Raw genomic sequence first — 20167 nt, 5'->3', positions numbered from 1 at the left:
AAATTGCCTTGATCAATGAATCAGCCCTGGCCGTGGCGGGTCACCGGCAGATCGAGGGACGCGCCGCGACCGATGGCGAAGTAGGTAAAGCCCTTGCGCTGCATGCGATTGGCGTCATACAGGTTGCGGCCGTCGAAGATCACCGGGGCCTTGAGGCGCTGCTGGATCCGTTCGAAGTCCGGGGCCTTGAACTGCTGCCATTCGGTGCAGACGATCAAGGCATCGGCACCGACCAGGGCCGCTTCCGGCGTGCCCATCAGCGACAGGCCCGGCTCATCCGGGTACAGGCGCTGGGTTTCCTGCATGGCTTCCGGGTCGAAGGCCCGTACCTGGGCGCCGGCCGCCCATAGGGCCTCCATCAGCACACGGCTCGGCGCGTCGCGCATGTCGTCGGTGTTGGGCTTGAAGGCCAGGCCCCAGAGCGCGAAGGTCTTGCCCTTGAGGTCGCCCTTGTAGAACGCATTGATGCGGTCGAACAGCTTGTGTTTCTGCCGTTCGTTGATGGCTTCCACCGCCTGCAGCAGGTCGCTGGAGCAGTTGGCCGCCTGGGCACTGTGGATCAGGGCGCGCATGTCCTTGGGGAAGCACGAGCCACCGTAGCCACAGCCCGGATAAATGAAGTGGTAGCCGATCCGCTGGTCGGCACCGATGCCCATGCGCACGGCTTCGATGTCCGCGCCCAGGTGTTCGGCCAGTTCGGCGATCTGGTTGATAAAGCTGATCTTGGTCGCCAGCATGCAGTTGGCGGCGTACTTGGTCAGTTCGGCGCTGCGCAGGTCCATGAACATGATGCGGTCATGGTTGCGGTTGAAGGGCGCGTAGAGGTCGCGCATCACTTCACGGACTTCTTCACGCTCGCAGCCGATGATGATGCGGTCCGGACGCCGGCAGTCTTCCACCGCCGAACCTTCCTTGAGGAATTCCGGGTTGGAGACGATATCGAACTCCAGCGCGCGGCCGGCTTTGTGCAAGGCAGTTTCGATATGCGCGCGCAGGGTGTCGCCGGTGCCCACCGGCACGGTGGATTTTTCCACGAGAATCAGCGGTTCGAAGCGATGGCGGACCACGGCGTCACCCACCGACAGGACGTACTTGAGGTCGGCCGAACCGTCCTCGTCCGAGGGCGTGCCGACGGCGATAAACAGTACCTGGCCGTGCTCGATGGCCAGTTTCTCATCGCTGGTGAAGTGCAGGCGGCCACTTTCCAGGTTGCTCTTGACCATGGTCTCCAGCCCTGGTTCGAAGATCGGAATATGGCCCTTGCGCAGCAAGTCGATCTTGTTCTGGTCAACGTCCATGCACACGACATCGTGACCGACTTCGGCCAGGACAGTCGCCTGTACCAGGCCTACATAACCGCTACCAATTACGCTGATTTTCATACGGAGTCCCTAGGACGGGGTATACGTGGAGAATTGATCGTGAGAACACCCAGGATGACCAGTGCCACCCCCAGTGTCTTGGAAAGGCTGAAGCTTTCGTGGAAGAACGGCAGGCTGGCCGCCAGCAGGTAGACCAGCGCATAGCTGACACTGAGCAGCGAGTAGGCGCGGCCCAGCGGCAGGTCGCGCAAGGCGGCGAGCCAGCAGAGCATCGACAGGGCGTAGGCGAGGATCGCCGCGCCGACCACGGCCAGCGCCACCAGGGAGACGTCGCCGGTGGTCAACGCATCCAGCCACTGGCTGGGCTCGGGCAGGCGGGTCATGCTCCAGCGCATGCCCAGTTGGGCACTGCTGACCAGCAGGACGCTGGCGCCGGCGAAAGTGAAGCCACGGAACAGGTTCATAGATGCAGCCCCAGCAGTACCACGCCGGCAATGATCAGGACCACGCCGAGCCAGTGACGGCGGTCGATCGATTCCTTGAACAGGTAGTGCGCCACCAGGGTGATCAGGACGAAATTCAGGCTGAGCATCGGATAGGCAATCCCGACCTCCAGCCGCTGCAGCACCAGCAACCACACCAGCAGGCCGAGGCCGAGGCTGGCCAGGGCCAGCCACAACCAGGGCGAACGCAGCTTTTCGAGCATGCCCATGGAGGTCTCGCGCCAGCCTTCGACGGCGAACTTCTGGGCCACCTGGCCCAGGCACGTCAGCAGGCAGGCGCCGAGGAGAAGGATCAGGGTCATGGGGCGCTCTGCGGGAAAATCAGGATCACGATATTGCCTTCCTCGTAACGGGTGTAATCCTTGGGCAACATATCGATTTCACGCAGTTCTTCCTCGTCCTTGACGCGCATCACCACGCCGACCTGGCCTTCACGGCGGGCGTCATCCATCCAGGACTGGATCTGGGTCATGTCCCGGGTGCGCTCGGCGGCTTCCGGGTAACCGAGGCCGTACTTCAATTCGCCCTGGGTGTTGTAGAGGGTGATATCGCTACGCTTCAGGCGCCAGGCGAGGGCGGAAGCGGCCCCCAGGTCGTTGCTCAGCAGGCGCTTGCTCTTGCTCAGTTCCTGCACATGCTCGGCGATGAACTGGTCCGGCATCTTGTTGTGCACGACCACTTTAGGCATGGCCGCCGGGACCAGGGCCACCAGCAGTCCCATGCCCAGTGCCGGCAGGGCCCACCACCGCAGCGGCTTGAGCAGCGACAGGGCGTTGAGCACGATCCAGCCGACGATCATCAGGCACAGCAGGCCCAGGTGGAAGGGCTCGTTGTCGTAGAACGGCTTCTTCAACTGGAAGAACACCAGCGCGGCGGCGGCGAGCAGGCCCAGGACCAGGTTGAGCAGGCTGTTGAAGCGTGGGACCGAGGTTTCGGCGCGGCTGACGCGCTCCATCAACGAGTGACCCATGAGCAGCGCCAGGGGCATCAGGCACGGCATGATGTAGGTCGGCAGCTTGCCGCGGCTCAGGCTGAAGAACGCCAGCGGCAGGAACAGCCACAGCAACAGGAACACGGTGATCCGCTGGCCGCGGGCTTTCCAGGCGTCCTTGAGGGCGACCGGGAAATAGGCCGCCCAAGGCAGGCTGGAGACCACGATCAGTGGCAGATAGAACCACCAGGGACGGTCGTGCTGGGCATCCTCGGCGGCAAAGCGACGGATATGCTCGTGCCAGAAGAAGAACCGCCAGTAGTCCGGTTCCTGCAGGTGCACGGCAATTACCCAGGGCAGGCTGACCACCGCCGCCACGAGCACCGCGACCAGGCCGTAGCCCACCAGCTCGCGAAAGCGCTTTTGCCAGATCATGTAGGGCAGGGCGATCAGCACCGGCAGCAGCAACGCCAGGAAACCCTTGGTCATGAAGCCCCAGCCACAGGCGAAGCCCAGCGCGGCCCAGGACAGCAGGCGGGCTTTTTTTGTGGTGCTGTCGATGGCGAACCACAGGGCGACGAAGCTCAGGTTGACCCAGAAGGTGAACTGCGGATCGAGGTTGGCGTAGCCGGCCTGTCCGGCGATCAGGCCGAAGCTCATGAACAGCGCGGCAGCGGCGAAGCTCTTGCGCGGATCGTTCCACAGCCGTCCGGCCAGCAGATAGACCAGCAGCACGCTCAGGCCGGTGCTCAACGCCGAGGCGAAGCGCACGCCGAAGAAGTTATGGCCGAAGATCGCCTGGCCGAGAGCGATCATCCAGTAGCCGGCGATCGGTTTCTCGAAGTAGCGCAGTTCCATGAAGTGCGGCGCGGCCCAGTGACCACGCAGGAGCATTTCCTGGCCGATCTGGGCGTAGCGGGTTTCATCCGGGATCCACATGCCGTTGGTGGCCAGCGGCGCCAGATAAAACAACAGGAAAGCGAGGAACAGCAGTGGCAAAGCCCAGCGTCTGGTCATCCCTGCTGTACCCCCAGCCAGCCTTCACGGCCACTGAGGGTGCCACGCACCAGTTGGCCCTCGGGCAATCTGTCCAGCTGTGCCGGCAGCAGGTTGACCAGGGGTTGGAACTCAATATTACGTGCGCTGGCTTGAGCCAGTAGCTGACGGAAATCGTTTGCCATCAGAATCCCTTCTACTTCTGCGTGAATGGTGTAGACGTTCAGTCGTGCCGGGCTGAACCGGTCGAGAATGAACGCGTTGAAATCTTTCGCGGCCAGGTCCGCGCCCACGACTTCGTCGAAGGTCGGCAGGTCCACGGGTATCTGTGGAGTGCCCGGGCTGCCATCCGCCAACCTTGGCAGAAACAGACCGTGCCCCCGGCAATCGCTGTTGTAGCGAAAGCCGAAATGCTCCTTGGCTTGCACGACGCGCTCGTCCGCCCGCCAACCGGCGGTGGCCGAACATTCGACGGCTTGCCCGGTGATATCGCTCAGGCAATCGACGCCGCGACGGATCTGTTCGATCAGTTCGGCCTCGCTCCAGCGTCCGGCATTGGCCTGCCAGCCATGGTGATCCCAGGCGTGCAGGCCGACTTCATGGCCGGCGGCCAGGGTCTGGCGCATCAGATGCCCCAGATCCCGACCGATCGGCTTGCCCGGCCAGGCGGTGCCGGCCAGCAAGATGTCCCAGCCGTAGAGGCTGGCAGCCTTGGAGCGCATCATCTTCAGGAAGAACTGCGGCTTGATCAGGCGCCACAAGTGGCGCCCCATGTTGTCCGGTCCGACACTGAAGAAGAAGGTCGCCTTGACCTGGGCCTCGTCGAGCAGTTCCAGCAACCGCGGCACACCTTCACGGGTGCCGCGATAGGTGTCCACATCGATGCGAAGTCCAGCCTGCATCAGCGCTTGTCCGCGATTTCGAGCATGGCTTCACGCAGGAAGAAATCCAGGGTGTTGCCGATGGTTTCGCTCATCTCGACGGTCGGCACCCAGTTCAGCAGGCGCTTGGCGTTTTCGATGCTTGGCTTGCGGTGTTCGACGTCCTGGTAGCCGGCGCCGTAGAACGCCTTGCTCTCCACGTCGCGGAAACCGGCGAACGGAGGGAAGTTGCCGCGCAGCGGGTGGGCTTCGAACTGGCGCAGCAGCTCTTCGCCCAGTTGGCGGATGCTGGCTTCGTTGTCCGGGTTACCGATGTTGATGACCTGGCCGTTGCAGCTGTCGTTCTCGTTGTCGACGATGCGGGCCAGGGCCTCGATGCCGTCGGCGATGTCGGTGAAGCAGCGTTTCTGCTCGCCGCCGTCGAACAGGCGGATCGGCGTGCCTTCCACCAGGTTCAGGATCAGCTGGGTGATGGCACGGGAGCTGCCGATACGCGCCGAGTCCAGGCGGTCCAGGCGCGGGCCCATCCAGTTGAACGGACGGAACAGGGTGAAGTTCAGGCCCTTGGCACCGTAGGCCCAGATCACGCGGTCCAGCAGTTGCTTGGAAACCGAGTAGATCCAGCGTTGCTTGTTGATCGGGCCGACGATCAGGTTCGAGGTGTCTTCGTCGAAGTTCTTGTCCTGGCACATGCCATAGACTTCGGAGGTCGACGGGAAGATCACGCGCTTGTTGTACTTGACGCAGTAGCGGACCAGCTTGAGGTTTTCCTCGAAGTCCAGTTCGAATACGCGCAGCGGGTTGCGGGTGTATTCGATCGGCGTGGCGATGGCCACCAGCGGCAGGACTACGTCGCACTTCTTGATGTGATATTCGATCCACTCGGAGTGGATGCTGATATCGCCTTCGACGAAGTGGAAGTTCGGATGGCTGCGCAGGCGTTCGATGGCATCGGAACCGATGTCCAGGCCGTAGACATCGTACTTGTCGTCACGCAGCAGGCGCTCGGACAGGTGGTTGCCGATAAAGCCGTTGACGCCCAGGATCAGTACGCGGGTACGACGTGGCTTGCGGCCCGATTCGGCACCACGCAGCACGGAACCGTCGACCAGGCCCAGTTCGTTGGCCAGTTGCGGGCCGCTGAGGAACAGGCCGTTTTCGTTGCGCTGGCCGGCGTTGATCACCAGCGAGTCTTCACCACAGGCGATACGCAGCGGGTCGACGCTGATCACGCGACCTGGCGCCAGGCCTTCGTTGCCCTTGACGACATCGGCGCCCCAGACGATCAGCTTGTGCTCGCCCACGGCGCAGAACGCGCCCGGATACGGCTTGGTGACCGCGCGAACGAGGTTGAACAGCTCTTCGGCAGGCTTGCTCCAGACCAGTTTGCCGTCGGCCGGGGTACGACGACCGAAGTAGGTGGCCTTGGATTCGTCCTGGGCGGTTTCGCTCAGCTTGCCCTGGGCCAGTTGTGGCAGGGCATCGCGCAGCAGGTTGGCGGCGCTGTCACGCAGCTTGGCGTGCAGGCTCAGGGCGGTATCGGAACGCTCGATGGCGACACGGTTCTGCGCCAGGATGCCACCGGCATCGGCACGCTTGACCATGCGGTGCAGGGTCACGCCGGTTTCGGTTTCGCCGTTGACCAGCACCCAGTTGGCCGGAGCGCGGCCGCGATAACGTGGCAGCAACGAGCCGTGCAGGTTGAACGCACCGTTCCGGGCGGTGGCCAGCAGCTCTTCGCTGAGCAGGTTGCGATAGTAGAAGGAGAAGATGAAGTCCGGGCTCAGTTTGGCGATGCGCTCGATCCACAGCGGGTGGTTGGCGTCTTCCGGTGCGTGGACCGGGATACCCTTGAGTGCGCACAGTTGGGCAACGGAACCGTAGAAGGCGTTTTCCTTCGGGTCGTCGGCATGGGTAAACACAGCGGCAATTTCATAGCCTGCGTTCAGCAGGGCTTCGATGCCTGCGCAACCGATATCGTGATAGGCGAAGACGACAGCTTTCGGATTCATGATGCGACCTGATTGGAGGTAGTAGTAGAAGAGGTTTCAGTAGGGGCGCTGCTGGAAGAGGGCTGGCTGCGCACTACTTTTTCGATGAAGAAGCGTGGGCGGGCGCGGACATCGCTGTACATGCGGCCCAGGTACTCGCCCAGCAGGCCCATGCCGATGAACTGGCCACCGGTGAACACGAACAGCACGGCGAACAGGACGAAGGTACCGTCGCCGGCCCAGGCGGCGCCGAAGATCAGGCGCAGGACGATCAGCATCAGCGCGAACAGCGCACCGAGACCGGCCATGCTGAAGCCGATGATGCTCAACAGCCGCAGGGGCGTGGTGGTCATGCAGGTGACCAGGTCGAACATCAGGTTGATCAGGCGCATCGGGCTGTATTTCGAGTCGCCGTGCTCGCGCTCGGCGTGCTGCACCAGCACCTCGGTGGTGTGGCGGGCGAAACTGTTGGCCAGGATCGGGATAAAGGTACTGCGCTCGCGGCAGGCGAGCATGGCGTCGACGATGCTGCGGCGGTAGGCGCGCAGCATGCAGCCGTAGTCGCTCATGGCCACGCCGGTGGAGCGCTGCACGGCCAGGTTGATCAGGCGCGACGGCCAGCGGCGCAGGGCCGAGTCCTGGCGGTTGTTGCGCACGGTACCGACGACGTCGTAACCCAGCGCGGCCTGTTCCACCAGGCGCGGAATCTCTTCCGGCGGGTTCTGCAGGTCGGCGTCCAGGGTGATCACCACGTCGCCGGTGGATTGTTCGAAACCGGCCATGATCGCGGCATGCTGGCCATAGTTGCGATTCAGGATCACGGCAACCACCGGGCTGCCTTCGCGTTCGGCGGCTTCCTGGAGAATGTCGGCGGAACGATCGCGGCTGCCATCGTCGACCAGGATGATTTCGACGTCCTGGCTCAGTTGTGCACACGCCGCTTCGGTACGACGCAACAGCTCGGGCAGGCTCTGCTCTTCGTTGTAGACCGGTATGACGATCGAGACGCGCTGGATTGGATAAGGTTTCAAAGGCTTCTTTCCAGAATGGTTTCAGTAGTGCAGACGATGATCTGTGTCATCGTGTGGCAGGTCGGATTTGTATACGCGCAAATCGACCTGTGCCAGTCACGGCGGCCGACACGGGACAAACCCGTGGGAGAATACCGAATACATGAACTGACATACGGCGATTAAAGCCTAAAATCGTCAAAGGTAAAGGTCTGTAGCAGCGTTATGTGCATGATTTTTCATCAAATCCCTGATGTAGGGGCGTGGACAGCGTCTACGTTAAACGTAGAAATGTGAAAAGCCTATGAAAGATGGATCAACAACGTGTCCTTTTTGACATATAGACAGGGTTTATTCAGGAAATGGTGAACCAGTACACGCCGCGTAACTGGCAGCCCCACGAGCGCCCCAGCCTGCCCGGCTCGCCGTCGACCCCGTTGCATTCGACCCGCAAGCGCTGGGCCTATGCGCTGGTCGGGCTGCTGGTGGCGTTGACCGGTGGGCTGGGCAACTCCCTGGTGATTGCCAACCTGCCTTATCTGCAGGGGGCGCTGGGGGCCACCACCGCGGAAATGGCCTGGCTACCGGCGGCCTACGTGATGACCAATGTCTCGATGAACCTGCTGCTGGTGAAGTTTCGCCAGCAGTTCGGCCTGCGGGCGTTTACCGAGGTGTTCCTGGTGCTCTATGCCCTGGTGACCTTCGGCCACCTGTTCGTCAACGACCTCAGTTCGGCGATTGCCGTGCGGGCGGCCCACGGCATGGTCGGCGCGGCGCTCAGCTCGCTCGGCCTGTACTACATGATCCAGGCGTTTCCGGCGAAGTGGCGGCTCAAGGCCCTGGTGCTGGGCCTGGGCACCTCGCAACTGGCCTTGCCCCTGGCACGGCTGTTTTCCGAGGACCTGCTGCAGATCGCCGAGTGGCGCGGGCTCTATCTGTTCGAACTGGGCCTGGCGCTGGCGGCGCTGGGGTGCGTGTTTCTGCTCAAGCTGCCGCCGGGAGATCGCTTCAAGACCTTTGAAAAGCTGGATTTCCTCACCTTCGCGGTGCTCGCCAGCGGTGTGGCCCTGCTGTGTGCGGTGCTGTCCCTCGGACGCATCGACTGGTGGCTGGAGGCGCCCTGGATCGGCATCGCCTCGGCCGGTTCGATCATCCTGATCCTGGCCGGGCTGGCCATCGAGCATAACCGCAGCAACCCGATGCTGATGACCCGCTGGCTCGGCAGCGGGGCGATGATTCGCCTGGGGCTGGCGGTGATCCTGATCCGCATGGTGTTGTCGGAGCAGTCCACCGGCGCGGTGGGGTTCCTGCAGGCGTTGAACATGGGCAGCGAGCAGATGCGCAGCCTGTATCTGGTGATGCTGGTGGGGAGCATCGCCGGACTGGCGGTCAGCGCGCTGACCATCCATCCCGATCATCTGTTCATGCCGTTGATCATTTCCCTGGCGCTGATGGCGGTCGGTTCCTCCATGGACAGCTTCTCGAACAACCTGACCCGCCCGGCCAACATGTATTTCAGCCAGTTCCTGCTGGCGTTCGGCGGGACCTTCTTCCTCGGGCCGACCATGGCCCTGGGCACCCGCAACGTCATCACCAATCCACGCAACCTGGTGAGTTTCTCGGTGCTCTTCGGGATCTGCAACAACCTTGGCGGCCTGATCGGCTCGGCATTGCTCGGGACTTTCCAGGTGGTGCGCGAGAAAATCCATTCCAGCAACATCGTCGAGCACCTGACCCTGCTTGACCCGCTGGTCGCCGCGCGGGTGCAGGGCTCCGCCGCCGGCTATGCCTCGACTATCTTCGATCCGTCCCTGCGCACCACCCAGGGCATGCGCGCCCTGGCCACGGCGGCGACCCGTGAGGCCAACGTCCTGGCCTATAACGATGTGTTCATGTTGATTGCCGTGATCGCCGTGCTCACCATGCTGTGGATCTTTGCCCGCAGCCTGTGGTTGATGAGCACCACGCGGCGGATCGCCCGTAATAACGTCCCACCTTCCACCTCCAGCAGCGGTGCCACCTCACAATGACTGAACCTGCAACCACCACCAACGCCATTGCTGCCACTCCCGAAGGCGTCACGCCGCCAGGGGCTTCATCGACCGAACCGCGTTCGCTGCGGGTGCGGATCATCTCGTCACTGGGGTTTGCCGCGATTGCCATCGTCGGCGTGCTGATCGTGCTCTATGCCTGGCAGTTGCCGCCGTTCAGCAGCGCCATCGAAAGCACCGAGAACGCCCTGGTACGCGGGCAGGTCACGCTGATCGGGCCACAATTGAGCGGTTATGTGTTCGAAGTGCCGGTGCAGGACTTCCAGTTCGTCAAGGCCGGTGACCTGCTGGTGCGCCTGGATGACCGGATCTACAAGCAGCACCTGGATCAGGCGCAGGCCCAGTTGGCGGTGCAGAAAGCCGCCCTGGCGAACAACCAGCAGCAACGGCGCAGTGCCGAGGCGACCATCGCCCAGCGCCAGGCCGCGCTCGACAACAGCAAGGCCCAGGCCCGCAAGAGTGCCGCGGACCTGGAGCGCAACCAGGCGTTGATCGCCGATGGCTCGGTTTCCCGCCGCGAACTCGATGTGACCCGCGCCGACAATGCCCAGACCCAGGCGGCAATCGCCCAGGCCCAGGCCGCGCTGGAGATTTCCCGGCAGGACCTGCAGACGGTGATCGTCAATCGAGGTTCCCTGGAGGCGGCGGTGGCCAGTGCCGAGGCAGCGGTCGAGCTGGCGCGCATCGACCTGTCCAACACGCGCATTATTGCCCCACGCGACGGGCAACTGGGGCAGATCGGCGTGCGGCTGGGGGCCTATGTCAACTCCGGTGCGCAACTGATGGCCCTGGTGCCGGACCGGCAGTGGATCATCGCCAATATGAAAGAGACGCAGATGGCCGATGTGCGCGAGGGGCAGGCCGCGAGCTTTACCGTCGATTCGCTCAATCACCGCCGCTTTACCGGGCGGGTCCAGCGCATCGCGCCGGCCACCGGTTCCGAGTTCAGCCTGTTGCAGGCGGACAACGCCACCGGCAACTTCGTCAAGATCGCCCAGCGGGTGCCGGTACGGATCACCGTCGATCCCGGCCAGGAAGAAGCCCGGCGGTTGAGGCCGGGCATGTCGGTGGTGGTGAGCATCGATACCCGCAGCGAGTTGAAGGCGGTCGAGGACGACGCGTTCTGAGCGCTCTGCCGTGGCGGGCGGGTTATTTCGCGGCCGTTCGGTTGATCGCCTCCATCAGGCCGTCGATCCGCTCCAGCTGGGCCCGGTTGTCATGGTCCCAGGGATGGAAGCCGGGCTTGAAGTAATCCAGCCACGGCAGGGCGATTCGTGGAAACACTCCGCGCCAGCCGAACAGGTACTTGACCATGCGCCACAGCCCTTGCCAGTGATGACCGGCCTTGCGGTCGGCGATCAGCAGGCGCACATGGAAGTCGAACACCACCAGCCAGAACAGCAGCGTGGTCGAGAGCATGGCCCCGGTGCGCAACAGGTAGCGTTTCGGCCCTGGTTTGATCACGCTGTTCCAGACATCGAAGGCCACCGATTTGTGCTCGGTTTCCTCCAGGGCGTGCCAGGTCCACATCTGCCGATAACCCTCGACGGAATCGCCGAAGCGGCTGGGATCGCGTAACAGCAGGTCGGCCAGCATCGCCGTGTAGTGTTCCAGGGCAATGGTGATCGCCAGGTTGAAGGACGGCGCAAAGTGTTTTTTCTGGAAGTCGAGGATGAACCGCAGGCGCCGGTCCAGCTTGTGCGCGGGCAGGCCGGCGGCTTGCAGCAGGTCGTTGTAGCGCACATGTTCGCGGCTGTGCATGGCTTCCTGACCAATGAAACCCTGGATCGCCTGGCGTAATTCGGGGTCGTGCACCTGGTCACGGTAATGGCGCACGCTGTCCATGAAGAACAGTTCGCCAGAGGGAAACAGCAGGGACAGGGCATTGAAGAAATGGGTGACCCAGGGCCCCTCGGCATGCCAGTCCTTGATGCGTTCGGCAGGCAGTTCGGGGTGGATGTCGCGACGGATCGGCAGCATGGCTGGCACTCCTGGAATTGCGGTTGGGGGCGTTCAGATCCCGCCCGAGTCCTTGGCGTCGTAGGCCGCGGTCTTGTTCTTGTGCTTGCCCAGGGGCGACAGGCGCCGGGTGATCCACACCACCAGGGCCTGGTAGGCGCCGGGCAGCAGGCGCACGAACAGATCCAGCGCGTGGGCGTCACGTCCGATCAGCACGCGCCGGCGGTTCTTGCGCACGCCTTGCAGGATCACCCGGGCCGCCTGTTCGGGGCTGGTGATGAACAGCTTCTCGAAATCCGCCCGGGCCTGTTGCTCGTTGTCGATCAGCAGACCCTTGACGTTGTCGCTGATCCGCGTCGAGCGGGCGATGTCCGTGCGGATACCGCCCGGATGGACGCTGGTGGCCGAGACCCCGTACCCCATCAGGTCGAGTTCCTGGCGCAACGCCTCGGTAAAGCCGCGAACCGCGAATTTGCTCGCGTTGTAGCCGCTCATGCCTGGTTGGGCGAACAGCCCGAACACGCTCGAGGTATTGATGATGTGCCCGTCGCCGGACTGCTTGAGGTAGGGCAGGAACGCCTGGGTGCCGTGGACCACGCCCCAGAAGTTGATGCCGATGATCCACTCCAGGTCTTCCAGGCTCATGCCTTCGATGGTGCTCGACAGCGCCACGCCGGCGTTGTTGAAGATCAGGTTGATGCCGCCGTGTTCGGCAGCGGTCGCGGCGGCCCAGTCGAACATGGCCACGCGATCGGCCACATCCAGGACCTGCGAGGTGATGCGCAGCGGCAATAGCGCGGCGGCCCGGGCGAGGGCCTGGGTCTGCTCCAGTCCCTGGGCGTTCTTGTCCGCCAGCGCCAGGTGACAGCCCTCGCGGGCCAGGGCAATGGCCAGGGCGCGGCCCATACCGGAACCGGCGCCGGTGATGGCAGCGACCTTGGCGTCGAATGTCTTCATGAGTGACTGCCTCGTGCGGGTTCGATGGCGGTTGCGGTCGAGGTGGCCGCGGCGGCGTGCGGGTGGAGTGCTCCCGAGGTGAGGTAGTCCCTGAGTTCGAAACTCCGGGTGACTTGCCGGAAGCGCCAGGTGGAGCCCGGCCACAGCGTGGTGTTCTTGCCGGTACGCGGGTCCAGGTACCAGCTGCGGCAGCCGCCGGTGGACCAGATCGCCCGCTTGAGCTGCTGCTGCAGGCGGCCGTTGTACTGGCTTTCGACCTGCGGCTTGACCTCCAGCGCGTCGATCCGCCGGTCGCGCATCTGTTTCAGGGCCTGGAGGATGTAGTCGACCTGGGCTTCGATCATCAGGATCATCGAGTTGTGGCCCAGGCCGGTATTCGGGCCGATGATCATGAAGAAGTTCGGGTAGCCGGGCAGGCAGGTCCCCAGGTACGCATGGGCGCCATCGGCCCAGGTATCCAGGATATCGACGCCCTGGCGACCGATCAGCAGGCCACGGGGCAGGGGCTCGGTGGCCTGGAAGCCGGTACCGTAGATCAGGCAGTCCACGGGATGGTGCACGCCGTCGGCGGTCACCACGGCATCGGCTTCGACCCGCAGCACGTCCTGGCTCACCACTTTCACATGGCTGCGGGTCAGCGACGGGTAATAGTCATTGGAGATCAGGATGCGCTTGCAGCCGATGGTGTAGTCGGGGGTCAGGGTGGCGCGCAGGGTCGGCGCCGCGACCTGCTTGTGCAGATGCCGCAGGGCGATTTTCTGCACCACCTTCATCAGTTTCGGCTGGTGGGCAAAGGCGATGACCCGGCTTTCGAGCATCCAGTAGATGGCCGAGCGGGCCAGGCGCTGGGTGAAGGGCAGGTGCTTGAACAGCCAGCGCTCGGCGCGCGACAGCTCGCGGTCGGGCTTGGGCAGGATCCACGGCGGCGTGCGCTGGAACAGCGTGAGGTGCGCCACCCGCGGGGCGATCTGCGGCACGAACTGGATGGCGCTGGCGCCGGTGCCGATCACCGCGACACGCTTGCCTTCGAGGGGATACTGATGATCCCAGTGCTGGGAGTGAAAGCTTTTGCCGGCGAACTGCTCCAGTCCCGGGATGTCCGGAAGTGCCGGACGCGACAGCCCGCCCATGCCGGAGACGAGCACCCGGGCGCTGACTTCGCGGCCGTCGCAGAAGCGCAGGTGCCAGCGCTGCCGCGCCTCGTCGAACACGGCTTTGTCCAGCCCCATGTTATAGCGCAAGTGCGGTTCGAGCCCGAAATCCCGGGCGCAGCGCTCCAGATAGGCACGTATCTCCGCCTGGGGCGCGAATTGCCGACTCCAGTCCGGATTGGGCGCGAAGGAAAAGGAGTAGACGTGGGACTGCACGTCGCAGGCGCAGCCGGGGTAATGATTGTCGCGCCAGGTGCCGCCGAGCGAACCGGCCCGCTCGGCGATAAAGAAGTCGGCCATTCCGGCCTGTTTGAGCTTGATGGCCATGCAGAGCCCGGCAAAACCGGAGCCGATGATGGCGATATCCACGGATTCGCAGCCTGCGGGGGGTGACGAGTACGCATTCATGGTGTGTACCTCGATTGTGGCGACGCCTGGCATTCAGTTTCGTCGCTGGATGAAACCTCAGCATTGCATAATTAAATTAATTGTTTTAAAAATTAATTTAAATAATCTACCTGAAAATATCGCCTACGCTAGTGGTCTGTACGGATTGGCTGACCCATCGGACCGATGGGAGGCGTTATCCGGCGTCGGGAGATATCGCCACGACAGGAGCCAATTCCGGCTTCATGCCGGGCCGCAGGGATGCAGAGGGCTGACGTGATGGGATGGGCCGTAGCGCTTGTTGCTTTTTTACTGGTCAGTGCCGGGCTCTGGGCCATCAGTGCCCGGATCAATCGCCGGATCGAGAGCGCGGTGCCGGCCAACGGTCGCTTTCTCGAAGTCGGCGGCGAACTCATTCATTACGTGGATGAGGGCAGGGGGCCGGTGCTGGTACTGATCCACGGTTTGTCCGGGTGCGGGCGCAACCTGACCCATTCACTGTCGCCGCGATTGCGCGAGCAGTTCCGGGTGATCACCCTGGATCGTCCCGGTTCCGGTTATTCGACCCGTTCGAAGGGCGCGGGGGTGGGCATCGCGGCGCAGGCCAGCCTGATCGCCGAGCTGATTCGTACCCTGCACCTGGAACGGCCATTGATCGTCGGGCATTCCCTGGGGGGCGCGCTGGCCCTGTCGCTGGCCCTCGATCATCCGCAGCAGGTGTCCGGACTGGTCCTGGTGGCGCCCCTGACACATCCGCAGCGCATGTTGCCCCTGGTGTTCCTGTCCCTTGGGGTCAGGCCCGACTTCATCAGGCGCTGGGTCGCCCTGACCCTGGCCGCACCGATGGCCATGCTGGGGCGTGGCAGCCTGTTGAAGGCGGTATTCGCCCCTGATCCGCCGCCGGATGACTTCGCCGAGCGCGGCGGCGGGCTGCTCGGCATGCGCTCCGGCAACTTCTATTGCGCCTCCAGCGAAATCGCCACGGTCAATGACGATCTGCCGAAGATGCTCAAGCGCTACGGGCAACTCAGGCTACCGGTAGGCCTGATCTACGGCTCCCGGGATGAGGTGCTGGATTATCGCCGGCATGGTGAGTCGATGGCGGCGCTGGTGCCAGGCATCCAGCTGGAAATTCTCGAGGGGCGAGGGCACATGCTGCCGATTACGGCGGTCGAGCTGTTGGTCGCCATGATTCGCACCATCGCCGCCCGGGCAGGCGCGCAACCAGACAGCGCCCCACAGCCCGCAATCGCGGCGGCAACGCCTTCCTGAAGGTGGTTCTGCAGTAGCGCCGGACGGCTTCACGAACGACATTCAGAATGGATCCAAAAAAATAGTTGACGAGCTATCGAATTCGGGCTATTTATTTAAAAAAATGTTTTGAATGTTTTTTTTAAAAATGCAATTGAGCGATTAGAATAATGAAAATAACGCCTTTTGAAGCATTTTATCTCTTTGCCCCTGCCCGCTGCTCCGGGCAGCGTTCGACTTCCGTAATGGCGCCGTTCTTCGCGGCCCTGTCCATAACGGCCCTGCGGAGGCTGCCATGAACTCCACGCTGGCGGCACCGGGTATCTGGACCGACGGCAAGCGCCATCTGTGGTGGCTGGGCACCTTGCCCATGGCCACGCCACTGCTGTCCGGGATCTTCGCCATCATCACCGGCGTGCAGTCCTTGTGGTGGAGCGGGGTGCTGGTGATCTTCGGGCTGATCCCGATGATCGACGGCCTGCTCGGCGAGGACCGCAGCAATCCACCGGAAACCATCGTTCCGGATCTTGAAAAGCAGACCTATTACCGCTGGATCATCTACGCCTGCGTCGCCCTGATGTGCCTGTCGGTGATCAGCACGGCCTGGATGGCGGTCGGCGGCATCGACTGGATCATCGGCGGCGGCCTGCTGCGACTGAGCGAGGCCTGGCACCTGCAAGGCGGTCTCGCCGGCCTGGCGGGCTTTATCACCGAGCGGGCCCAGCTGCATGGCAGTGTCGGCTGGTTCACCTACCTGGGCATGGCCATGTCCACCGGCGCGGCGACCGGCATCGCGATCAATATCGCCCATGAGCTGGGACACAAGACCAAGCCCCTGGAGCAGTTCCTGGCGAAGCTGGCCCTGGCGCCGACTTTCTACGGGCACTTCTTCGTCGAACACAACCGTGGTCACCACGTGCGGGTGGCAACGCCGGAGGATCCTGCCAGCTCGCGCCTGGGCGAGAGCTTCTGGAGCTTCCTGCCGCGCTCGGTCTGGTTCAGCCTGCGTTCGGCCTGGCATCTGGAACGCGAGCGCCTGCACAAGCAGGGCCTGCCGACCCTGCATTGGAAAAACACCGTGCTGACGGCCTGGTTGTTCAGTGTGGTGCTGTGGGGCGGGTTGATTCTCTGGCTGGGTGCGACGGTGATTCCGTTCCTGGTGATCCAGGGCATCTACGGGTTCTCGTTACTTGAAGTGGTGAACTATGTCGAACATTACGGCCTGTTGCGCCAGAAGTTGCCCAACGGCCGTTACGAACGCTGTTCGCCACGGCACTCCTGGAACAGTAACCGTATCGTCACCAACATCTTCCTGTTCCAGTTGCAGCGACACTCCGATCACCATGCTTATCCGACCCGCAGTTATCAGGCGCTGCGCCATTTCGATGAGTCGCCGCAACTGCCTTACGGCTACGCCAGCATGATTGTCTGGGCCTACGTGCCATTCCTGTGGCGGCGGCTGATGGATCATCGGGTGCTGAAGCATTACTCGGGAGATGTTCGCCTGGCCAACCTGCAACCGTCGAAACGCAAGCAATTGCTCCAGCAGTACGGTAGTCGTCACACCGATTGAGTTGCACCGTTGCACCGCATGCCCACGAATAAAAGTGCGCATGACGGGGACCGGCACGCCGATTTTTGCCGATGCCGGTCTTGCCAAGAGTCGTTGAAATGGAAAGTTGACCCATAAAAACAATAAGTAACGAGAAGGACGTCAACCATGCAGAAAGTTCTGTTAACCGTTCGGATAGTTGCCGCGCTCCTGGGTTTGTCCCAGGTGGCGCCGGCGTTTGCCGCGGCGCGTATCGAACCGGCCAATAGCGAGTTCACCGCCAAGGGCCCCATCAGTTTTGCCAAGAGCATCATCAATGCCGATTGCACTATCGAGGTCAGTGGCCGGATCAGCGCCGACGGCAGCTATGTCAGTGTCGAGAAGGTGGGATTCGACGGCGGCCTGAAGTGTGGTCAGGTCGAGGCCACTCATCTGCCCTGGAAGCTGATCGCCAAGGATGAAACCAGCGGGGCGATGTCGGGCATCCAGGTCACGGTGCACGCGCCCCTGGTGGGCGGCGATTGCGGGCCGACCACGGCCGAAGGCACCTGGAGCAACAGCACCGGGAAACTCCAGGCGGCCAATGTCGCGCTGGACGGTGGCTGCACCATCAAGACGGTTTCGATCCAGATGCCGCCGACCTTCCGGGTCGTGCCCTGAGTCGCGGCTGTTCAAGCAGGACAAGGAATCATGAAAGTTTGGCTGGAAAGGGAAGCTCGGTCGCAGTTGAGGTACTCCGTGTCGTCTCAAAAGGCCATTAACCCCGGCGAAATGAATCGCCATACATGTGAGGAAAAACAACAATGAAAGGCATCAAAACTCTCGTGTCTGTAACTGCCATCGCTGCTTGCTTGGGCGCTGCATCCATGGCAACTGCTTCAACTATCAATCCGGATGGCCCGTTCTCTACCACGGCGGGGTCCATCACCGTTCGGTCGCCATCGTCCTTTGGTGGTGCGATTACCTGCGGCATCACCTTCACCGGTACGGTCACCGGCGGCGTCGCCAGTATTACCGGAGCAAGCCTGACCGGTGGTGGCCTGTGCGGCGTGCCGGTTCTGACCGGTCTGCCTTGGACCCTGACCGCCACCAGCGGTACGACTGCGTCGGTGACCAATGTGGGTTACAACATCGCCAAAACCTTCCTGTATCCAGCGACTCAGTGTGGCCCGAGCCCTCTCAGCCTGAACTGGAACGCCACGAGTCACGTGTTGTCACTGGCCACTGCCGGTCAGACGCTCACTGGCCACACCACTGGTACCGGCGATCAGAACTGCTATGTCGACGCTCTGAGTGTCACTGCCGGCAGCATCACCGTTACACCTTGATAGCAGTCTCTCCGTAAAGGGTTGATCACCCCGTAGCAAGACAAGCGCCTCGAAAGAGGCGCCTGTTGCAACAAGGCGGATCGGCAGTGCCGATAGCAGCAGATAATAATAAGGAGTGGGGCATGAATAATAAGAAACAACAGGTGCAGGCCTTCATCGGGCTCGCATTGCTGGGCGGCCTGATGGTGACGGGACCGGTTCAGGCTGGCGGCTTCTCGACTCCGACATTCGGCGCACCCGGTTGGGGGCGCGCATTTGGCGGTGGCTCGTTGTTCAAGAACGACCCGAGTTCGGCTTACAACAACCCGGCAGCCATGGCCTTCGTTGACCATTCTGTTGCACAAATGACCGTGGACTACGCACGGATCAAGATCAAATACAGCGGCAAGGCCTACGACTATCAGGGTAATGAAGTTACCCATACGCCGGTTGCCGCTGACGGCAGTTTTGACCCCGGTGTGCGCAACCTCGTGACCGATGATGGCGGGCAGGGTGGTTTTACCGCCTGGGTGCCCACGGGCTTCATGGTCATTCCAATTGGCGATCGGTTCGCCTTTGGTTTGAGCCAGGTTGTTCCCCAGGGGATGCGTACTACCTGGAATGAAGACTCGAAACTGCGTGACTTCGCCGTGGATACCAAGATTGAAACCGTTGGCTTGACCGGCTCCCTGTCGTTCAAGGTCAGGGATGACTTCTCCATCGGTGGCGGCGTTATCGTGCAGCGCAGCCAGGGTTTTGTGAGCCAGAATATCGACTTGCTGGCCGCAGCGTCCGTGTCGGGCTCGCCGACGTTCGCGGGTGCCAACCTGCCATCGGGCATCGGTGAAGCATTGATGCGGGTAAAGGTCGATAACGTGTCGGCGGGCTGGTTTACGGGGATTGTCTGGAAACCCACGGACCGTGACTCCCTTGGCCTGAATTATCACGCCAAGATCAAAAACAAGATGACGGGTGACTACAACATCCGATCCGACGCATTTTCCTATCTGGCAATGACTCAGCCAAGCCCCTTTGGTGGCAACGTCACCTTGCCTGAGCAGGCTTATCCGGGTCTCAAGCTGTTCCCGGATGGAGCGAAAGCCAGCACCCAACTGGATATTCCGGCAACAGCCGCATTCGATTGGGTCCATCAGTTCAACGATCGCTTCACCCTGGGCGCCAGTGCCATGTGGACCCAGTGGTCTTCGTTCAAGGATCTGACGCTGAAATCCAACGGCAATGTCATTGTTTCCATTCCCTACAACTATCGTGATGCCTGGATGTTCTCGCTGGGCGGCGACTACAAGTTGACCGATCAGTGGACGCTGCGTTCGGGGGTTGCCTATGACCAGACGCCGACCCGCAACACCACCCGCGATCCGAGGATTCCAGATGGTGATCGCTACTTTCTGGCATTGGGTGCCGGCTACGACGTAAAAGCCATTCCTGGCTTGAGCGTTGATGCCGCGTACTCTCATCAGTTCGTGGAAAAGGTCAATGTCAAGACGCAGAACCAGCCTCGTCTTGGCGGTGGACGCCTGGATGGAGACGCAGAAGCCTCCGGTGATGTGGTCAGCGTGTCGGCAACCTACAAGTTCTGATCCGCGTCTTCAACGCAACGACAAGGTGCTGTGTACGACGACGATGTGGAGAGGGCCGGGGGCTGAAGTCCGTCCGGAGCCGCCTTTCTCGACATTGTCGTCGTAGTACCCGCGACTCCCGATTTCCTGCCTTCCAAGAACCGACCGGGTCGGTTTTTTCGTTTTGTGTTTTTGATAAATATTAATTTAAAAAATAATTTTAAAACGTCTCTATTCTTTGTAAGGTAAAGCCTGCGAGCCGCTTCGGGCGGCTGATCAAGGATGTCGGGCATAAGCGGCATCGGCGGTTTGTCTCGTATTACACAAGGGGTGTGCGC

17 protein-coding genes are annotated in these 20167 nt (G+C 62.2%); 7 read left to right on the top strand and 10 right to left on the bottom strand.

Annotated elements, in window-relative coordinates:
* Positions 1-20 precede the first annotated feature (20 nt).
* Genes ACL9RJ_RS03220 through arnC form a run of 7 tightly spaced genes read right to left on the bottom strand, consistent with a single transcriptional unit; the run spans position 21 to position 7655 of the window.
* The gene (locus ACL9RJ_RS03220; protein ID WP_103032698.1) at positions 21-1382 is read right to left on the bottom strand and encodes a UDP-glucose dehydrogenase family protein; all 1362 of its coding nucleotides are present in this window, start codon (positions 1380-1382) and stop codon (positions 21-23) included.
* Positions 1379-1786: a 4-amino-4-deoxy-L-arabinose-phosphoundecaprenol flippase subunit ArnF gene (arnF, locus tag ACL9RJ_RS03215; RefSeq protein WP_017127326.1), complete on the bottom strand. Its 408-nt coding sequence runs from the start codon at positions 1784-1786 to the stop codon at positions 1379-1381. The genes ACL9RJ_RS03220 and arnF overlap by 4 nt, the downstream gene beginning before the upstream one ends.
* A complete protein-coding gene (arnE, locus tag ACL9RJ_RS03210; RefSeq protein WP_017127325.1) occupies positions 1783-2127 on the bottom strand; it encodes a 4-amino-4-deoxy-L-arabinose-phosphoundecaprenol flippase subunit ArnE in 345 nt (114 codons plus the stop codon). Before arnE ends, arnF begins: the two co-directional genes overlap by 4 nt.
* On the bottom strand, positions 2124-3773 hold the full coding sequence (arnT, locus tag ACL9RJ_RS03205) for a lipid IV(A) 4-amino-4-deoxy-L-arabinosyltransferase (RefSeq protein ID WP_103032699.1): 1650 nt from the start codon (positions 3771-3773) through the stop codon (positions 2124-2126). The genes arnE and arnT overlap by 4 nt, the downstream gene beginning before the upstream one ends.
* Positions 3770-4654 carry a 4-deoxy-4-formamido-L-arabinose-phosphoundecaprenol deformylase gene (gene arnD / locus ACL9RJ_RS03200; RefSeq protein WP_017127322.1) on the bottom strand — a complete coding sequence of 295 codons (885 nt, stop codon included), beginning with the start codon at positions 4652-4654 and terminating at the stop codon, positions 3770-3772. The genes arnT and arnD overlap by 4 nt, the downstream gene beginning before the upstream one ends.
* The gene (gene arnA, locus ACL9RJ_RS03195; protein ID WP_017127321.1) at positions 4654-6645 is read right to left on the bottom strand and encodes a bifunctional UDP-4-amino-4-deoxy-L-arabinose formyltransferase/UDP-glucuronic acid oxidase ArnA; all 1992 of its coding nucleotides are present in this window, start codon (positions 6643-6645) and stop codon (positions 4654-4656) included. The genes arnD and arnA overlap by 1 nt, the downstream gene beginning before the upstream one ends.
* Positions 6642-7655 (bottom strand): undecaprenyl-phosphate 4-deoxy-4-formamido-L-arabinose transferase, encoded by a 1014-nt coding sequence (arnC, locus tag ACL9RJ_RS03190; RefSeq protein WP_103032700.1) that lies wholly within the window; start codon positions 7653-7655, stop codon positions 6642-6644. Before arnC ends, arnA begins: the two co-directional genes overlap by 4 nt.
* Positions 7656-7999: 344 nt before the next feature.
* On the opposite strand from arnC, the gene ACL9RJ_RS03185 reads away from it, so the two are divergent.
* Both ACL9RJ_RS03185 and ACL9RJ_RS03180 read left to right on the top strand, forming a co-directional pair.
* Positions 8000-9664 (top strand): MFS transporter, encoded by a 1665-nt coding sequence (locus ACL9RJ_RS03185; protein ID WP_042935970.1) that lies wholly within the window; start codon positions 8000-8002, stop codon positions 9662-9664.
* Positions 9661-10812 carry an HlyD family secretion protein gene (locus ACL9RJ_RS03180; RefSeq protein ID WP_103032701.1) on the top strand — a complete coding sequence of 384 codons (1152 nt, stop codon included), beginning with the start codon at positions 9661-9663 and terminating at the stop codon, positions 10810-10812. Before ACL9RJ_RS03185 ends, ACL9RJ_RS03180 begins: the two co-directional genes overlap by 4 nt.
* A gap of 22 nt (positions 10813-10834) precedes the next feature.
* Here ACL9RJ_RS03180 and ACL9RJ_RS03175 read toward each other — a convergent pair whose 3' ends face one another.
* From ACL9RJ_RS03175 to ACL9RJ_RS03165, 3 genes are read right to left on the bottom strand one after another with little or no spacing between them, the layout of a single operon-like run.
* Positions 10835-11665 (bottom strand): metal-dependent hydrolase, encoded by an 831-nt coding sequence (locus ACL9RJ_RS03175; RefSeq protein WP_017127319.1) that lies wholly within the window; start codon positions 11663-11665, stop codon positions 10835-10837.
* Positions 11666-11698: 33 nt separating this feature from the next.
* Positions 11699-12601, bottom strand: a complete 903-nt coding sequence (locus tag ACL9RJ_RS03170; RefSeq protein ID WP_422764877.1) for an SDR family NAD(P)-dependent oxidoreductase — start codon at positions 12599-12601, stop codon at positions 11699-11701.
* Entirely contained in the window at positions 12598-14160 is a 1563-nt protein-coding gene (locus ACL9RJ_RS03165; protein ID WP_422764876.1) for a flavin-containing monooxygenase, read from the bottom strand. Before ACL9RJ_RS03165 ends, ACL9RJ_RS03170 begins: the two co-directional genes overlap by 4 nt.
* A gap of 258 nt (positions 14161-14418) precedes the next feature.
* Between ACL9RJ_RS03165 and ACL9RJ_RS03160 the strand changes: the two genes are divergently transcribed.
* The 5 genes from ACL9RJ_RS03160 (at position 14419) to ACL9RJ_RS03140 (ending at position 19850) form a co-directional block, all read left to right on the top strand.
* On the top strand, positions 14419-15411 hold the full coding sequence (locus ACL9RJ_RS03160) for an alpha/beta fold hydrolase (RefSeq protein ID WP_422764875.1): 993 nt from the start codon (positions 14419-14421) through the stop codon (positions 15409-15411).
* A gap of 274 nt (positions 15412-15685) precedes the next feature.
* Entirely contained in the window at positions 15686-16963 is a 1278-nt protein-coding gene (locus ACL9RJ_RS03155) for an alkane 1-monooxygenase (RefSeq protein ID WP_422764874.1), read from the top strand.
* 147 nt (positions 16964-17110) lie between these two features.
* Positions 17111-17602 carry an alkane oxidation protein activator PraA gene (praA, locus tag ACL9RJ_RS03150; RefSeq protein ID WP_017127313.1) on the top strand — a complete coding sequence of 164 codons (492 nt, stop codon included), beginning with the start codon at positions 17111-17113 and terminating at the stop codon, positions 17600-17602.
* A 143-nt stretch (positions 17603-17745) separates the two neighbouring features.
* On the top strand, positions 17746-18270 hold the full coding sequence (praB, locus tag ACL9RJ_RS03145) for an alkane oxidation protein activator PraB (protein WP_017127312.1): 525 nt from the start codon (positions 17746-17748) through the stop codon (positions 18268-18270).
* A 122-nt stretch (positions 18271-18392) separates the two neighbouring features.
* Entirely contained in the window at positions 18393-19850 is a 1458-nt protein-coding gene (locus ACL9RJ_RS03140; RefSeq protein ID WP_017127311.1) for an outer membrane protein transport protein, read from the top strand.
* Positions 19851-20167 lie beyond the last annotated feature (317 nt).

The sequence above is a fragment of the Pseudomonas sp. Mn2068 genome, from assembly GCF_049319725.1.
In the GTDB taxonomy this organism is placed as follows: domain Bacteria; phylum Pseudomonadota; class Gammaproteobacteria; order Pseudomonadales; family Pseudomonadaceae; genus Aquipseudomonas; species Aquipseudomonas gingeri.
The sequence above is the reverse complement of the archived record's forward strand: the minus strand, read 5'-3'. Positions and strand labels throughout refer to the sequence as shown.

Bases quoted from the DNA above. Each gene is read 5' to 3' on its own strand.
- praB (WP_017127312.1), top strand. From the start codon at position 17,746: ATGAAAGGCATCAAAACTCTCGTGTCTGTAACTGCCATCGCTGCTTGC.
- ACL9RJ_RS03140 (WP_017127311.1), top strand. From the start codon at position 18,393: ATGAATAATAAGAAACAACAGGTGCAGGCCTTCATCGGGCTCGCATTG.
- ACL9RJ_RS03175 (WP_017127319.1), bottom strand. From the start codon at position 11,665: ATGCTGCCGATCCGTCGCGACATCCACCCCGAACTGCCTGCCGAACGC.
- ACL9RJ_RS03160 (WP_422764875.1), top strand. From the start codon at position 14,419: ATGGGATGGGCCGTAGCGCTTGTTGCTTTTTTACTGGTCAGTGCCGGG.
- praA (WP_017127313.1), top strand. From the start codon at position 17,111: ATGCAGAAAGTTCTGTTAACCGTTCGGATAGTTGCCGCGCTCCTGGGT.
- arnD (WP_017127322.1), bottom strand. From the start codon at position 4,654: ATGCAGGCTGGACTTCGCATCGATGTGGACACCTATCGCGGCACCCGT.
- arnE (WP_017127325.1), bottom strand. From the start codon at position 2,127: ATGACCCTGATCCTTCTCCTCGGCGCCTGCCTGCTGACGTGCCTGGGC.
- ACL9RJ_RS03180 (WP_103032701.1), top strand. From the start codon at position 9,661: ATGACTGAACCTGCAACCACCACCAACGCCATTGCTGCCACTCCCGAA.
- ACL9RJ_RS03165 (WP_422764876.1), bottom strand. From the start codon at position 14,160: ATGAATGCGTACTCGTCACCCCCCGCAGGCTGCGAATCCGTGGATATC.
- ACL9RJ_RS03170 (WP_422764877.1), bottom strand. From the start codon at position 12,601: ATGAAGACATTCGACGCCAAGGTCGCTGCCATCACCGGCGCCGGTTCC.
- ACL9RJ_RS03155 (WP_422764874.1), top strand. From the start codon at position 15,686: ATGAACTCCACGCTGGCGGCACCGGGTATCTGGACCGACGGCAAGCGC.
- arnA (WP_017127321.1), bottom strand. From the start codon at position 6,645: ATGAATCCGAAAGCTGTCGTCTTCGCCTATCACGATATCGGTTGCGCA.
- arnF (WP_017127326.1), bottom strand. From the start codon at position 1,786: ATGAACCTGTTCCGTGGCTTCACTTTCGCCGGCGCCAGCGTCCTGCTG.
- arnT (WP_103032699.1), bottom strand. From the start codon at position 3,773: ATGACCAGACGCTGGGCTTTGCCACTGCTGTTCCTCGCTTTCCTGTTG.
- ACL9RJ_RS03220 (WP_103032698.1), bottom strand. From the start codon at position 1,382: ATGAAAATCAGCGTAATTGGTAGCGGTTATGTAGGCCTGGTACAGGCG.